This window comes from Micromonospora sp. NPDC049801, from assembly GCF_040656575.1.
Lineage (GTDB): Bacteria > Actinomycetota > Actinomycetes > Mycobacteriales > Micromonosporaceae > Micromonospora.
In genome coordinates this window covers 440,964-456,591 of the sequence record NZ_JBFAMS010000004.1, presented here as the reverse complement: position 1 = coordinate 456,591, position 15,628 = coordinate 440,964, and the positions used below count along the sequence as shown (strand labels likewise).

General features: G+C 70.8%; 10 protein-coding genes. 5 read left to right on the top strand and 5 right to left on the bottom strand.

Annotation, left to right across the window (positions count from 1 at the left end; genetic code table 11):
• Positions 1–21 precede the first annotated feature (21 nt).
• From AB0I89_RS10430 to AB0I89_RS10420, 3 genes are all read left to right on the top strand, one after another.
• Positions 22–5,907 carry an RHS repeat-associated core domain-containing protein gene (locus AB0I89_RS10430; protein WP_357123261.1) on the top strand — a complete coding sequence of 1,962 codons (5,886 nt, stop codon included), beginning with the start codon at positions 22–24 and terminating at the stop codon, positions 5,905–5,907.
• Between the two features lie 45 nt (positions 5,908–5,952).
• On the top strand, positions 5,953–10,575 hold the full coding sequence (locus AB0I89_RS10425; protein WP_357123258.1) for a LamG domain-containing protein: 4,623 nt from the start codon (positions 5,953–5,955) through the stop codon (positions 10,573–10,575).
• 82 nt (positions 10,576–10,657) lie between these two features.
• Entirely contained in the window at positions 10,658–11,941 is a 1,284-nt protein-coding gene (locus tag AB0I89_RS10420; RefSeq protein ID WP_357123254.1) for a hypothetical protein, read from the top strand.
• 58 nt (positions 11,942–11,999) lie between these two features.
• On the opposite strand, the gene AB0I89_RS10415 is transcribed toward AB0I89_RS10420, so the two are convergent.
• Positions 12,000–12,470, bottom strand: coding sequence for a GNAT family N-acetyltransferase (locus tag AB0I89_RS10415; protein ID WP_357123250.1), 471 nt, complete (start codon positions 12,468–12,470; stop codon positions 12,000–12,002).
• A gap of 122 nt (positions 12,471–12,592) precedes the next feature.
• On the opposite strand from AB0I89_RS10415, the gene AB0I89_RS10410 reads away from it, so the two are divergent.
• Together AB0I89_RS10410 and AB0I89_RS10405 are read left to right on the top strand one after the other, a co-directional pair.
• Entirely contained in the window at positions 12,593–12,991 is a 399-nt protein-coding gene (locus AB0I89_RS10410) for a DUF2809 domain-containing protein (RefSeq protein ID WP_357123246.1), read from the top strand.
• 52 nt (positions 12,992–13,043) lie between these two features.
• Positions 13,044–13,379 carry a hypothetical protein gene (locus AB0I89_RS10405; protein ID WP_357123243.1) on the top strand — a complete coding sequence of 112 codons (336 nt, stop codon included), beginning with the start codon at positions 13,044–13,046 and terminating at the stop codon, positions 13,377–13,379.
• A 49-nt stretch (positions 13,380–13,428) separates the two neighbouring features.
• Here the strand turns inward: AB0I89_RS10405 and AB0I89_RS10400 are convergent, their stop codons facing one another.
• The 4 genes from AB0I89_RS10400 to AB0I89_RS10385 form a co-directional block, all read right to left on the bottom strand.
• Positions 13,429–13,860, bottom strand: coding sequence for a DUF6196 family protein (locus tag AB0I89_RS10400; protein ID WP_357123240.1), 432 nt, complete (start codon positions 13,858–13,860; stop codon positions 13,429–13,431).
• A gap of 70 nt (positions 13,861–13,930) precedes the next feature.
• Entirely contained in the window at positions 13,931–14,398 is a 468-nt protein-coding gene (locus AB0I89_RS10395; protein ID WP_357123237.1) for a nuclear transport factor 2 family protein, read from the bottom strand.
• A 95-nt stretch (positions 14,399–14,493) separates the two neighbouring features.
• Positions 14,494–15,099, bottom strand: a complete 606-nt coding sequence (locus tag AB0I89_RS10390; protein WP_357123234.1) for a hypothetical protein — start codon at positions 15,097–15,099, stop codon at positions 14,494–14,496.
• A complete protein-coding gene (locus AB0I89_RS10385; RefSeq protein WP_357123230.1) occupies positions 15,080–15,604 on the bottom strand; it encodes an SRPBCC family protein in 525 nt (174 codons plus the stop codon). Before AB0I89_RS10385 ends, AB0I89_RS10390 begins: the two co-directional genes overlap by 20 nt.
• Positions 15,605–15,628 lie beyond the last annotated feature (24 nt).

The following is a 15,628-nucleotide window of genomic DNA, read 5'->3' as shown; positions in this document are numbered from 1 at the left end:
TCCTATTCGAATGACGACCAGATGTCCCGGGAGGTCCTGGTGCGCGTACGAAATTGTTGGTTGTTGGTTGTGGCGGTGGTTGTCGCGACGGTGGTGGCCTCGGCGCCGCCAGGGCTGGCTGCTCCGGCCGCTGGGTCGGCGGAGGGCAAGGGTTGGTCGGGGAAGCCGGCGCAGCGGGTGCTGGCCCAGCCGCGCGGGGCGGACCCGGAGGCGAAGGTCGCCCTGCGTAAGGCACCCGAGGTGGTCTGGCCTGCAGCCGGCATCGCCGAGGTGCCGGTGCCGCGTGAGGTCGGCGGGCTGGCGCGCGACGACGCGTCGGCGTTGGTGCGGGCCGGCGCGCTGCCGGTGAAGGTGGGCGCGTCGACGGTGGTCGCCGGGGCGGCCACCGACCCGGGCACGGCGCGGGTGGAGGTCTTCGACCGCGCCACCACCGCCCGGGTCGGCGCGCGGGGGATGGTGCTGCGGATCGGCCACACCGACAAGGTGGCCCGGCAGACCACGGTCGAGGTCGACTACTCGGGCTTTCGGCAGGCGTACGGCGGTGACTACGCCAGCCGCCTCGGGCTGGTCCGGCTGCCCGACTGCGCCTTGACGACCCCGGCCGCGAAGGGGTGCCGGACCGGCACGGCGGTGCCGAGCCGCAACGAGGTCGACAGCGGCCTGCTGCGCGCCGAGGTCGGCGACGGACTCTACGCCGTGACCGCCGCCCCCGAAGGCAGCGCCGGCAGTTTCCGCCCCACCTCGCTGGCCCCGTCCGCCACCTGGCAGGTAGGCCTGCAGAGCGGCGACTTCAGCTGGTCCTATCCGGTGAGCACGCCGAACGTGCCCGGCCCGACGCCGGAAATCGCGTTGCGTTACTCGTCGGGTTCGGTCGACGGGCGGGTCGCGTCCACCAACAACCAGCCGTCCTGGCTCGGTGAGGGGTTCGACTACCAGCCCGGCTTCATCGAACGGTCGTACGTCCGGTGCGGCGACGACGGCGGGCCCACGACCAGCGGCGACCTGTGCTGGGCGACGGACAACGCCACGGTGGTGCTGCCGGGCCTCACCAGTGAGCTGGTCTACGACGCGGGCAAAGATCTGTGGCGGGCTGAGCAGGACGACGGCTGGCGGGTCGACCGACTCGGCGGAGCGCCGAACGGCGCCCGCGACGGCGAGTACTGGCGGCTGGCCTCACCCGAGGGCACCCTGTACTACTTCGGTCGGGAGCGGCTTCCAGAGGGCAGCGCGAGCAGCCCGACCACCGGGTCCACCTGGACCGTCCCCGTCTTTGGCAACGGCACCGGCGAGCCCTGTCACGGCGCCACCTTCGAGGCGTCCTGGTGCCAGCAGGCGTACCGGTGGAACCTGGACTTCGTCGTGGACCGCCACAACGACGTGATGTCGTACTGGTACGCCCCGGAGACCAACCACTACGGCCGCGCGGGGCGGACGGACCTGCCCACCCCGTACGTGCGGGGCGGGCAACCGACCCGGATCGACTACGGGCAGCGGATTGGTTCCGTCTACACCGCGCAGCCCGCGGCCCGGGTGGTGTTCACTCCGGCCGACCGGTGCGTTCCGGGCACCAGTTGCGTCCGTTCCCAGCCGCAGAATTGGCCGGACACGCCGTGGGACCAGTGGTGCGACACGACCGGGTGCCTGGTGCTGTCACCGACGTTCTGGTCCACCAGGCGACTCTCGAAGATCACGACTCAGGTGGTCACCGGTGGCGCGGCCCGGGACGTGGACTCCTGGACCTTCGGCCAGTCGTACCCGGTGCCCGCGGACCGGCAGCCGGCGGCGCTGTGGCTCGACTCGATCACCCGGGCGGGCCTGGTCGGCGGGACCGCCACCCTGCCGGCGGTGACCTTCGACGGGCAGCCGGCGGAGAACCGGGTGGACCGGGCCGACACCCGACCGGCCATGTACAAGCGGCGGATCAGTTCCATCTACACCGAGACCGGCGGGCTGATCCAGGTCGCGTACCAGCCGACCGAGTGTCGGGCCGGGACCGTGCCCGCCGTCGACAGCAATGAGAAGCGGTGCTTCCCGGCGATCTGGGGGACCACGCCGACCGAGGACTGGTTCCACAAGTACGTCGTGAGTCAGGTGACCGAGTCCGACCTGGTCGGCGGCAACCCACCGAAGACCACCTCCTACGAGTACGTGTTCGGCGGGTCCGGCTGGCATCACGACGACGCCGAACTGGTGCCGGCCGGACGCAAGAGCTGGGGACAGTGGCGCGGCTACCAGCGGGTGAAGGTCCGCACCGGCGCGGCGGGCGGTCGGCGCACGCTGACCGAGCACCTGTTCATGCGGGGCATGGACGGGGACGTCAACCGCACCGGCCAGCCCGATCAGGTGGGTGTCGATGGTGAGCCGGACCTACCGATGTGGCGGGGCTTCAACCGGTCCGTCACCGTCTTCGATGGCGACGGTGGTGCGCTCGTCAGCCGTACCGTCGCCGAGCCCCGCGACCTCGGGATCACCGCCCAGCGTCCCCGCGTCGGCGGGACCGGCGGAACGCTGGAGGCCCACCTGACCGACCTGGAATGGGAACGCGTCGAGACGGCACTGGCCGGCGGCGGTGTCCGAACCACCGAGCGGGCCTACACGTACGACGCCCGGGGCCGCCTAATCGAGACGCACGACCGGGGTGACGTGGCGGAGCCGGGTGACGACACCTGCTCCCGGGTCGAGTACGCCGAGAACACCACCGACTGGGTCGTCAGCGCGGTCAAGCGGGAGCTGACCCTCGGCGTGGCCTGCGACGCGGCCGGGGCGTACCCGACCGACCTGGTCGCCGAGAAGCGCTACTACCACGACGGCAACACGACGTGGGGCGCCCCACCGACCGCGGGTGACGTCACCCGGGTCGAGGAGGCGCAGACCGGGACCGGGGGTCCCACGTACGTCACCACCAGCCGGCGCACGCTCGACCAGCATGGCCGGCCCAAGCTGGTGTACGACGCGCTCGACGAACCCACCCGCACGACGTACACCCCGTCCGAAGGCGGACCGTTGACCCGTACGGTGGTCACCGACGCCCTCGGCTTCACGACCACGACGGAGTACGAGCCGCTGCGCGGTGTGCAGGCCAGCACGACCGACACCAACGGGGGCACCACCACCCGGGCGTACGACCCCCTGGGCCGGATCACACGGGTGTGGCGGCCGGGACGGCCGCTGAGCGCGCCGGCGAACGTCGAGTTCAGCTACACGGTGCGCAGCGACGGGCCGAGCGCCGTGCTGACCCGTACCCTGCTCGGCGGGTCGAGCTACCAGAACAGCTACGAGATCTTCGACGGGCTCCTGCGGCAACGCCAGACGCAGCGGGACTCGCCCCGGGGCGGGCGGATCGTCACCGACACCCAGTACGACCCGCACGGTCGGGTCGCCGTGGTCGTCGGACCCCGGCACGACCCCGGCCCCGTCAACGGAGCGCTGGCACCCGATCCGCAACTGGTGACGGCGCAGACGGTGTACGGCTACGACGGCGCGGACCGGCCGACCTCCACAGCGCTCCAGGTCCTCGGCGAGGACCCGGACCGGTGGCGCACCACGACGGCGTACGGCGGAGACCGGATCTCCACCACACCGCCGGCCGGTGGTACCGCCACCACCGAGGTCCTCGACGCCCACGGCCGGCGGTCGGCACTGCGGCAGTACGCCGGACCGACCCCGACCGGCGGTTTCGACGAGACCCTCTACCAGTACGCCAAGGGCGGCCAACTGGCGACGGTCACCGACCCGGCCGGCAACGTGTGGCGCTACGGCTACGACCTGAGCGGCCGGCGGGTGCGCGAGGAAGCCCCGGACACCGGTACGACGCTCACCGGTTACGACGCGCGGGGTCAGGTGACCAGCGTCCGCGACGGTCGGGGCCAGACGGTGGCGTACCGCTACGACCCGTTGGGTCGCCGCACCGGCGCGTACACCGGTTCGACCGACGGCCCCCAACTGGCCGAGTGGACGTACGACACCGCGACGCTCGGCAAGGGACTGCCGGCCTCGGCGGTCCGCTACGTGGCCGGTCAGCGGTACGAAACCCGGGTTGTCGAGTACGACCTGCGGGGCCGACGGACCGCGACCGCGGTGGTGATCCCCGCCACGGAGACCGGGCTGGCCGGCACCTACCCCACCACCTACACCTACAACGAGGGCGACCAGGTCACCTCCACCGGGTTGCCGGCCGCCGGGGACCTGCCGGCTGAGACCCTGCGCCAGGGCTACGACAACCTGGGCTTCCCGACGAGTCTGACCTCGCCGCTGGACAGCTACGTGGCCGGCACCAGCTACACCAACCTCGGCGAGCCCGAGGAGTCGACGCTCGGCCCGGCGGGTCAGCAGGTGGTGCGCGGCTTCGGCTACCAGGACGGCACCCGGGCCCTCACCCAGTCCACTGTGGTGCTGGGCGAGGACCTGCTGGCCGCCACGGTGCACGAGTACGACCCGGCGGGCGACCTGACCCGGGCAGCGGATCTGGCCACCGGCGATGACCAGTGCTTCCGCTACGACCGGTTGCGCCGGTTGACCGAGGCGTGGGCGGGTTCCGGCGACTGCACCGCCGACCCGGCGACCGGTGACCTGGCCGGCCCGGCGCCCTACTGGCAGTCCTACGCCTACGACCCGACCGGCAACCGGACCAGGGACGTGCGGCACGCCGCGGGGGGCGACGTCACCCGCACCTACACCTACCCCGCGCCGGGTGGGGCGCAGCCGCACACCCTACGGACCGTCGATACGACCGGCCCGACGGGCAACCGCTCCGACGGGTACGGCTACGACGCCGCCGGCAACGCCACCGGCCGGCCCGGTCAGTCGCTGACCTGGGACGTGGAGGGTCGCGTCGCGTCGGTGACCACGAACGGGCAGACCACCTCGTACATCTACGACGCGGACGGCAACCGGCTGATCCGCCGGGATGCGGGCGGTAGCACCCTCTATCTCGGCGACACCGAGTTGCGCCGCTCCGGCGCGGCGACGACCGGGAACCGGTACTACCGGCACGACGGGGAGACCATCGCGCTGCGGGTCAAGGGCGGCGTCACGCGGCTGATACCGGATCAGCGCGGCACCGCCGTACTCGCGGTCGACGCGGCGACGCAGCAGGTGACCCGCCGTCACACGCTGCCGTTCGGCGACCCGCGCGGTGGCCCGGTGAACTGGCCGGGCGGCCGGGGCTTCCTCGACGGCGGCGTCGACCCGCTCACCGGCCTGACCCACCTCGGCGCACGCGACTACGACCCCGGGACCGGTCGGTTCGACGCCGCCGACCCGGTGGTCGACCACCAGGACTCACAGCAGGTCAACGGGTACGCGTACGCGAACAACAATCCGACCACCTTCACCGACCCGGACGGTCGCCGGGTCCGGATCCCGGAACCGTACGACAGCCTGTTCAAGCGACTGGGCGTCGCTGACCCGGTCCGGGTGGCATCGCAGTCGAGCACCGGCAAGCCCGTACCGAGGCCACAGTGCCATGGCGGCACCTGCTCCGTCACCGGGGTGATCAACGGGCCCGCACCGGTGCGGGAGTCCGACTCGTGGGTGATCGACCTGCCGATCTTCGAGGTCTATCCCCGCAACTACGGCCGGGACATCCGGGAGAGCCGGTGGAGCGCCTGCGACAGCGGTGATCCGGCGCCGGCGATCGCCTGCGCTCAACGGCCGGACCCGGCGCCCCGGGTGGTCTACCAGTGGCAGGAGCGCGACTGCGTGGGCTGGAACGACTGCCTCAGCCCACGGCCCTACGAGAACGTACGGACCGAGATCTACGACGACGAACCGGACGGTGGCCCGCCGCGCAACAGCATCGACATACAGCGTTTCCTGCACGGTGGCACGGGCGGCGGCACGGTCGGAGGCACGGGGCGCTCCGCCGGTGGCTGGCCGTCGAGCGGCGGCGTCTACTACCTCGGCTGACCACCCCGCACGCTCCGACCGGGAACCGCAGAACGGGAGAACACGATGGGACGACTGGCGTACGCCGCGGCTGCGGCCCTGATGGGGGCGGCGCTGCTGGTGGGACCGTCGGGTTCGACCACGACGCGGTCCCGGCCACCGGAGCCGCCCGGTGTCGGGCAGGACCTCTCGGCCATGGCCCGGGCCCGGCAGACCGGGCGGCCGGTCGAGGACACGGCGTCGGGATCGGCGAACCGGGAGGTCTTCGCCCACCCCGACGGCACCTACTCGGCCCGCCTCCACGCCCGCCCGGTGCGCGCCCGCACCGGAGCGGGGTGGGTGCCGATCGACACCACCCTGGGCCGGCGGCCCGACGGACGGGTGGCGCCCCGGGCCACCACCGTCGACCTGGCCCTGTCCGGCGGGGGTACCGGGGACCTCGCCGTGCTGCGCACCGCCACCGGGGCGGAGTTGGCGCTGAGCTGGCCCCAGCCGCTGCCCCCTCCGGTGCTCACCGCCGACACCGCCCGCTACCCGGACGTCATCCCCGGCGTGGACCTGCTGATGCACGCCACCGCCGCCGGCTTCTCCGAGGTACTCGTGGTCCGTACGGCGGAGGCGGCCCGGCGACCGGAGTTGGCGCGGATCCGGTTCGGGCTGCGGACCGCCGGCCTCACCGTCCGCACCGATCCGGCCGGCACGGCCGTGGCGGTGACCGCCGACGGTACGCCCGCGGTCACCTTCGGAACCGCCTGGATGTGGGACTCCTCCGGTGCCCGGCGGCGAGCCGCCACGACCGGGGTGTCCGGGCGGGCCGGGCGGGCCGAACCGGTGGTGTCCCGCGAGCGGGAGCCGGCACTCGGTGACCGGCGGGCCCGGATGGGTCTGCGCGTCGAGCGGGACTCCCTCACCATCGTGCCCGACCGACGCCTGCTGACCGACCCACGGACCACCTTCCCGGTGTATCTCGACCCGCCGCAGTCGGCCGACCGGCAGCACTGGCTCATGGTGGAGCAGGACCTCTCGTACTACGGCTGGTGGGACTCCGCCTACGACGCCCGGGTCGGCCGTGATCCGGAGGACTCGACGACGGACCGGTTCCGGTCGTACTTCCAACTGGACACCGGCTACCTGGCCGACAAGCAGATCAAGAAGGCGATCTTCACGCTCAAGGAGAAGTGGCGCTACTCGTGCAGCCCGGAGCCGGTGTTCCTCTGGACCAGCGCACCAATCGCGGCGACCGGGAGCTGGGACGCCAAGCCGGCGTTGCTGCGCAACCTCGGTTCCGTCAAGACACCCTCCGGGGACTGCGAGACGCTGGAGACGGTCGAGTTCGATCTCCATCCGTTGGTCACCGAGGCGGCTGCCGCACACCTGCCACAGGTCACCCTCGCCATCGCGTCGGACGAGTCGAGCGGTGGGAACGGCGGCAAGGTGTTCGACAACGACCCGTTCGTCGACGTCTGGTACAACAGTCTGCCGGCGGCGCCCACCCAGGTCAGCACCGCCCGCGTCGCCGGCTGCTCGGCCACCACCCCGGTCTACGTGGACACCCCCCGACCGGAGTTCCGGGTCCGGCTCTTCGACGCCGACGCCGGTCAGTCGATCTTCACCCGGTTCGAATGGCGCGAGGCCGGCTCGTCCTCGATCTCCTCTGCCGACTCGGACGCCCACGCCTCCGGACAGGAGGTGGCCGTACCCGTGTCGACCGCGCTCGAACAGGATCGTGTCTACGAGTGGCGGGCGTCGGCCTACAACAACGAGTTCGAAGGGGTGGTGGACGTCGGTCCGGCCAGCCCGTGGTGCCGGTTCGTCGTGGACACCACCGCACCGACCGGCAAGCCGACCGTGACCCGGGTCTGCGTCGGTGCCTGCCCCACGACGTTCAAGGTCGACCAGCCCGCACAGTTCCGCCTCGACGCCCGGGCCATGCCGGACGTCGTCGCCCTCGCCTACGCCCTCAAGGACAGGTCGGCCACCACCGTGCCCGCCGTCGACGGCCAGGCGACGATCACCGTCACCCCGGTCAAGACCCTGGACACCCTGCGGGTCTACGGGGTGGACCGGGCCGGCAACCGGAGTCAGTACACCGACTTCTCGGTGCTCGCGACCGGCCTGCCCGTCGAGGCGGCGGGCTGGCCGGTCGACCGCACCGACACCGGCGTCCTGGCCGACACCCGTACCGCCAACCCCATCACCCTGCGCGGCGGCTACTCCTGGCGGGAGGGCCAGTCCGGCGGCGACGCCATCGCGCTGGACGGTGCCGACGGCACCGGCGGACAGACGCCGGGGCCCGTCGTGCACACCAACACGAGCTTCACCGTCACCGCCTGGGTCCGGCTCGACGCTTCCGCCGACTGGCGGGTCGCGGTCAGCCAGTCCGGGATGAATTTCGCCGGCATGGAACTGCGCTACGACGTGACCAACCGGTGGGCCTTCGTCATGCGTACCAGCGACACCGAGGCCGGCACCGAGGACGTCGCGCTGTCCAACACGCTGGCACAGGTCGCCGTCTGGACCCACCTCGCCGGCGTCTACGACCACGAGGCCGGCGAACTGCGCATCTACGTCGATGGACGGCTCGCCGGGCAGGCGCCCCACCGCAGCACCTGGGACGCCGCCGGTCCGTTCGTCGTCGGCTACCGCAACTGGTACGGATTCACGCCGTCGCGCTGGCAGGGCCTCCTCGACGACCTGCACGTCTATCCGTACGCCGCGTCCAGCCGTCGGGTCGCCGAGATCACTGGCGCCTTCGGCCGGTGGGGTCCGACCGCCTGGTGGCCGCTGGACGGCACCGACAGCGACGCCACCAGCGGCCAGCACACCCTCGCCCGGATCGGCGCCACCGGCTGGACCACCCGGAGGCAGGGCACCGACGCGCTGACCCTCGACGGCGTCGCCGCGCAGGCGTACACGGCGAACCCGGTCGTGCACACCGACGCCAGCTTCAGCGTCGCCGCCTGGGTGCGCCTGGACCGGGACGCCACCGCCGTAGCGGTCAGCCAGGACGGTCAGGTCGACAGCGGATTCGTCCTCGGCTACCGGGCCGGCGTGGGTTGGATCTTCGGCAGGAAACGCGCCGACAGCGCGGCCGACACGGTCCCGTCCGACGTCGCCGCGTACCGGGTGCCCCCGCAACTCGGCGTGTGGCTTCACCTCGCCGGGGTGTACGACCACGACCGGCGCCAACTGTCCCTCTACGTCAACGGCCGACTGGCGGCCACGGCCGGGCACGAAGCCACCTGGGACGCCCGTGGATCCTTCGCCCTGGGTCGGGGTCGGCTCGGCGGCCGGGACGTGTACTGGCCGGGCGCCCTCGACGAGGTGCACGCCGTCGGCGTCGCCACCGGCGCCGACCAGGTTCGGGAGTGGATGGCCAGTGACGTCCCGTACGGTGCGCGGGCAACGTGGGATCTGGACGATATCGCGGCGGGTGCCACCCGCAGGGACGCCACCGGCAACGGGCACACCCTCTTCGTCGCGTCCGGCGTGAGCACCAAGGCCGGCAAACGGGGCAGCGCCCTGGCGTTCCCCGGTACCGCCGGCGCGGCCGCCTGGACCGCCGGACCGGTCGCCCGAACCAACACCGGCTTCACCGTCGCGGCCTGGGTCAAGCTCGACCGCCTGGATCGTCCGGCCACCGCCGTCAGCCAGGACGGCGAGGCAGCAAGCGGGTTCAGCCTGGGCTATGACGCCACCTCGCAACGCTGGGAATTCGCCATGAGCAAGGAGGACGGTCCGACCCGGCCCGGCGGCAGCACCGTCGTCCGGTCGACCCAGTCACCGGTGGCGCAGACCTGGACCCACCTGGCTGCCACCTACGACGGCCTCAAACACGAGATCAAGCTGTACGTCAACGGCGAACTCGTCGGCACCGTCACACACACCAGCACCTGGACCGCCACCGGACCGGCCGTCATCGGCCGCGCCATGGCTGGCGGTGGGCCGGTCAACTGGTTGCCGGGCGCGGTCGACGAGGCCCGCATCATCGACCGGACCTCGGCGCCCGAGGAGATTCGGGACCTGTTGGACGCCACCATCCTGGGGCCCGGCGCCTGGTGGTCGCTGAACGCCGGCACCGGCGTCAACGCCTCCGACGACTCCGGCAACGGTTTCCCACTCGCTCTCGTCGGCGGTGCGAGCTGGACGACCGGGCGGTGCGCCAACGCGCTCCAGTTGGACGGACACACCGGTGGGGCCACCGCGCCCGGTCCGGTCCTGCGCACCGACCAGAGCTTCACCGTGGCAGCCTGGGTCCGCCTCGACGGCGCGGGTGGTGACTTCGCCGCCATGAGTCAGGACGGCCTGCTCGCCAGCAGCTTCTACCTCGGTTACAACGTGAGGCTCAACAAGTGGTGGTTCATCCTGCCCACCGCCGACTCGGCGAACCCCGAGGACGTCGTCGCGTTCTCGACCGGTCCGGCCCGCTCGGGAGTCTGGACCCATCTGGCCGGCGTCTACGACGCGACCGCACACGTGATGCGGCTCTACGTCAACGGCGTGCCGTCGACGGCGACGGCGGTCAGCGCCAGCTGGGACGCCGTCGGCATGACCAGGATCGGCGCGGCCCAGTGGAACGGGAACCTGGTGGACCACTGGCCGGGGCTGATCGACGACGCACGGGCGCTCGCACGGGCGTCCAGCCAGGCAGACGTCCAGGCCATAATGGCCGGCTGCCCGGGTGGCTGATCCCCGCGGGCGGCCGATCCGCAGCGACCTCGGCCACGGGATTGTGCCGTGCCCCATGGTCGCGGGTGCGATACTCGCGGCCGTGAGTTCGCCGCTGGAAGCCTTCGCCGGGCTGCTCGACCGCTCCATCCGCGAGATGACCGCCCTGGCCACGGACGCCCGGGGCTTCGACGCGGCTCGGATCGGCCGCATCGCCGATATCTGGGACAACAACGCCGTACCTCTGGTGGGCGCGGCATGCGCGCCGAGGCCACTTCGATCCAGACGAGCGCGCGCCGGCCTACGGTGGATGGCTGACCTCGGTGCCGACCGACGCAGGCTGATGGTCGACCTGGACCCGAGCCTGGACAGGGTGCTCCCCATCGCGCAGCCGGACCGTTCCGTCCGTCGGGACTACCTGGGGCGCGTCTTCCCGGGCGTCTTCCGGCTGACCGAGGAAATCGTCGACGCGCTCGCCCGCGACTACGACCTCGCCGCCGGCAGCGTGCGCTCACTCACGGCCCGACCTTCGGATGCGGGAATGCAGGTACAGCTCACCCTGGCCACTCCACGACGGTTCACCCCCGCTACCGGACGCGTCTCGCGGGACGGGTCCCAGAAGCCCTGGCCGGCCGCGCCGCTGAGGTTCACCTTCGACGGGGTCACCGATCTGCGGTTCGACGCCGAGGACCGGGTCGGGATTGCCGTGAGCCACACCGACGCCGGGCCGGGGGTGACGATCGGGCGCACCGGTCGCCTGCGGGCGACCGAGGCTTCCGTCTGGCCCGACGACCGACGATGGTACGAGTCAACGGCCGGCCGGGCGGCCGACCTCGTCACCCCGCACACACGGCCGCACCGACGAAAGCCGGTACCGACGACGACCCTCACAGCACCGCAACAGGCCGCCGCCCAAGCGCTCGTCATGTTGCTGAACCACGCTCGGCTCGTCCACCACTATCCGAAGCGGGCCGCCGGCGTGCCGATCCTCGACATCTGCCGCATCGCGGCCGACGCGGGCAGCGCCATTCTCGCCGCGAGCACGCGTCGGGGCGCCGACCGGCAGGCCGCCTTCGCGGAGCTTGCTCGACGGTGGCGTCACGTACCCCCCGGGGTGCCGCCTGAGACGATCCGCTCCGGCCCGGTCGTGCTGCGTCACGCACGGTACGACGAGCCCCACGCCGACCACGACGTCCCTCAGCACGGCGGCGTCGTCCTCCTCGCCGCGGTGCCGGGCGCAGACCCCGAAGGACCGTGGGCTCTCGCCGGTGCGGAGATCGCCGAGCCGTCACGATTCCGGATAGCCAGCACCGCGTTCGACGACGGTCAGCACATCGACCGCGCCGAAGGAGCGTTACGCATGGGCGAAGCGCTCGTCGTCCGGTGAAGCGTCAACGACCACGGGGGCGCGCGGCATCACGTGATCGGCGGCGTACTGACCTGGCTTAGCTGGCGGCAGTCGCGGACGGTGAGTAGCTGTACACGACATAGCCCCGGTAGACCGCGATCTTGTCGTACAGAGCTCGGGCCTCGGCATCGACCTCGGTGTTCCAGTACAGGCGTGGGGATCCGTGCTGGTCGGCATCCTGCGCCACCCATTCGATCATTGCGGTGGCAATGCCTCGCCGTCGTACTTCGGGCGTAACGAACAGTTCGGCCAGATAGCACCTCCCGGCGCCCCAGACGCTTGCGTGGAACAGGTAATGCGCGATGCCGACCATCGTGCCGTCGAGCCGTGCGCAGATGCCCCGGATCTGCCCACCGTCCACCAGGCGTTGCCAGGTCCGTTCGTAGCCATCGTCGTCGACCTCGGTCGCGGGCCGACCCGGCCGGCCAGCCCAGTGCGCGTGGAAACTCCGGGTCAACGCTTCCCACTCGCCGCGGTCGAGGTGTGTCAACGGGCCGATACTCAGCACCTCGCCATCCTCACATCAACCCCAGCACCCGGCGCACTCAGGACGAGGCCGTGTGTGGGAGCCCTCGATCGAGCCGAGAGGGAGTACAGGTCGCGGTCCGGCAAAGGGCTACCGTGGCGAGAATGTCGATCAAGCCCCGTACGGTGCGGTGGCTCATGCCCCTGGCCGCGCTGCTGTTCCTGGGCCTCGCACTGCTGATTCGCGCTGTCGACGACGGGGCGCTGCGGCAGTACTCCGGCACCGCGCTGTACGCGTCGATGGTCTGGGCCGCAGTGCTGTTCCTGTGGCCACGGATGGCGCCGATGCCCGCCGGGACCGTCGCCACGGCCTTCTGCTGGGTGGTGGAGCTCGCACAGCTGACCGGGGTGCCAGCCGAACTGTCGGCGCGGAGCCTCGCCGCGAGGCTCGCGCTGGGTGTGCAGTTCGACCCGGTCGACCTGGCCTGGTATCCGGTGGGCGTGGCTCCCCTGGTGGCGCTCCACCACCTGGTGCGCGCCCGCCACCGCACAACCGACGCGTGACATCGTGTCCCAGCGCCTCCGAAGTGCCCCATGGAGGTGGCTTAATGGTCGCGTGCTCACCTACGTCCGTTGGTACTCGGCGGATGACGACCGTTGGAACTACGAGGAGCTGGACGCTGATGGGTGGGCGCTGCGCCACGTTGAGGTGCGCGTATCGGACGGGGTCGTCGTTGCGGCAGCGTCGCTCGCAGAGGTGCTCATCGCTCGCGACTCAGGGATAGTGGGCGCGGTGGGCGCGTACGAACAGCGGTACGGGGTTGTGCCGGAGGCCCCGTTCCCGCTGCCCGCCGCCACGTTGGATCCCGCCTTGGAAAATGTGTCCCCCGGAAAATTCGAGCACCTGTGGCGAAATGCTCGTCGGCAACTGGAACGGCAGACCGGCATCTGACCCGCTCGTCCCGAGGTCATGTACGGCTGGAGGCCACCGCCGCTGTGGTCTACCGGCCGGCTCGCAGCTCACCCAGGACCTGTACGACCTCGGCGCGGACCTGCGTTGGGCAACCCCAGTAGTCGTAGATGCCACCGCGGTCGCCGTTGTGACCACAGATGACGAACACCCCGGTACCCAGCCGGCGCTTCAACTCGGTGGCCAGCCACCCGACGAACCCGCTGTTGTCCAGTTCCGGCGGGAAGTGGAACGAGAACACCGTGAAGCGTTCACCGTCGGCCGCCCCGCCTGGCGCCAGCCAGGACCACCGATCCTCGTCGCGCACCACGGCCAGCAGGTCAACCGTCAAGGCCGGTGGCTGAGTGAGCGGCGCCTCGAAAAACGACCACTCGCCGTCGAATATGACCAGTTCGGCGGCCGCTATGACGCGTCGCAGCCGCTGCGCGGTTTCGTCACGGGATTCCTGACTGATGCTGACCACGCAACGATCCTGCCCCAGGACGGCAGCCAACGCAGTCGCCCTCGACACACCGCTGCTGGCGAGGCGTGAATCAGGGTCGGGGCTCGCCGTCGATGGTGCCGCTCGTCTGCGGCCGGAGCGCGGTCAACAGGCTGTCGAGTTGACCCCACGCCCGCGCGCTGGCGACGTGGTCGATGTAATCCCGGGACTCGATAATGAGCCCATCGCGGATACGCATCACGAAGACGCACGGCACCGTGAAGGCCTCACCCGTCTCGGCGACCCGCCCCTGATAGGCAAACTCGGCGACAATCACCTCCGGGTCCGCGGTTTCATGAATCCTCACGTCGACCGGCTTACGGTTCAACGTCCGGCCCACCGGAGGCGCCGCGGTGAAATGCTCGTGCAGCTCGCTGCGGCTGCGCAGCGGTGGCGGATTGAGCGGGTGAAACGGATGCGTGACATGGGTCTGTTCGCCGTACAGGTCGGCCAGGTCTTCGTACGGACCGTCGCAGACACCGTTCACCAGTCGGAGGAACGTTTCGCGTGGACCAGTCATGCCGAGCTTCCTTCGAATCAGATAGATGTCACGCGTGTCATGCCGAGGACGAGATGCGGAGACGGCCGAGACCGCCGTCCAGCTACGAGACAGCCCTAGTCACCAGAGGAACCCCAGAAGTAGATTTCGCTGGGATTGCCGTCAGCGTCATGCAAAACCGCACACCGGCCGAACCAGCTTCGGTTAGCGAGAGGTTCGATCGCCTCCACGTGCGACCGAGTCAGCTTGCGGGTACCCAGGTACTCGATCACCGGCTGAATCGTCCCGTAGCCAGGCTCTTCACCGTCGGCCAAGATTCGCGACATATCCAGTATCGAGTGGGTACCGGACTCCTGGACGGATTCGTCCGCCCACAGCTCGGCCTCCGTCATCGGCCGATTCGGAAAATCCGCCGCCGACTTGCCGTACTCATACGGCACAGCCCACCAGTAGTCGCCGGTCTCGAAAACCTGCCGCCGCAGTCCGTCCAGCGCGACTTGGAGATCCGGCTGATATGCGACGTAGTAGCTCCACCCGGACGCACCCACGTTGACCCCCCTTGATCTTGAAGCAAGATAGCCGGAAGGCAGGCTTGCGTCCATCCTCCGCAATGGCACCAAAAATTGGTCAAATCGCCGCGTGGTGCGCGGTGCCCGGATTGCTTCGGCAACGAGAGGCCCGGAGCGAATAGGCGGAAGCGGGTCAGCGGCGATCTTGATCATGCGGCCCATGTTCCGGATCTTGCGCGCCTCTCGTGGCTGAGCGAGGAAGCCCCGCCAGGGCGGCAGCAAGATAGATGTTGCGGCGTGCGATGAGGCGTTGCAGGTAGGGCCGTAGGATGAGGCTGGCAACGAGGGCGCCAACGGGTCCCATCGGCGCGGTGAACTCGATGACGTCGCGCATGAGGGTTGTCGAGGAGTCATCCGGGATCGGCGTGAAGCTGTGCTCGTGGCGCCATCGGCCGAATGGGCCGCTGATCTGCTCGTCCGCGAAGCCGTGCGGCCGCCGGTAGTCAACGATCCGAACCGTCATCCGCCAAGGAAGGCCGAGATGCCGGGCCTCCCACGTGACGGCATCGCCGGCCGTCAACCGGCCGGTCGTCATGCCGCCGACCGCCCGCTCGGCACTACTTCCCATGGATTCGGTGTGCATATCAACATCGAGGCAGGCGTCGAAGACAGCTTCCGGGACGGCCTGAACGTGCGTAGTCAGCTCGATGCGCGGCATACCGCCACCGTAAGGTTCCCGTGG

Excerpts from the sequence above, each read along its gene's own strand:
- AB0I89_RS10425 (WP_357123258.1), top strand. The coding sequence starts at position 5,953 with ATGGGACGACTGGCGTACGCCGCGGCTGCGGCCCTGATGGGGGCGGCG.
- AB0I89_RS10390 (WP_357123234.1), bottom strand. The coding sequence starts at position 15,099 with ATGATCAAGATCGCCGCTGACCCGCTTCCGCCTATTCGCTCCGGGCCT.
- AB0I89_RS10385 (WP_357123230.1), bottom strand. The coding sequence starts at position 15,604 with ATGCCGCGCATCGAGCTGACTACGCACGTTCAGGCCGTCCCGGAAGCT.
- AB0I89_RS10410 (WP_357123246.1), top strand. The coding sequence starts at position 12,593 with ATGTCGATCAAGCCCCGTACGGTGCGGTGGCTCATGCCCCTGGCCGCG.
- AB0I89_RS10395 (WP_357123237.1), bottom strand. The coding sequence starts at position 14,398 with ATGACTGGTCCACGCGAAACGTTCCTCCGACTGGTGAACGGTGTCTGC.
- AB0I89_RS10430 (WP_357123261.1), top strand. The coding sequence starts at position 22 with ATGTCCCGGGAGGTCCTGGTGCGCGTACGAAATTGTTGGTTGTTGGTT.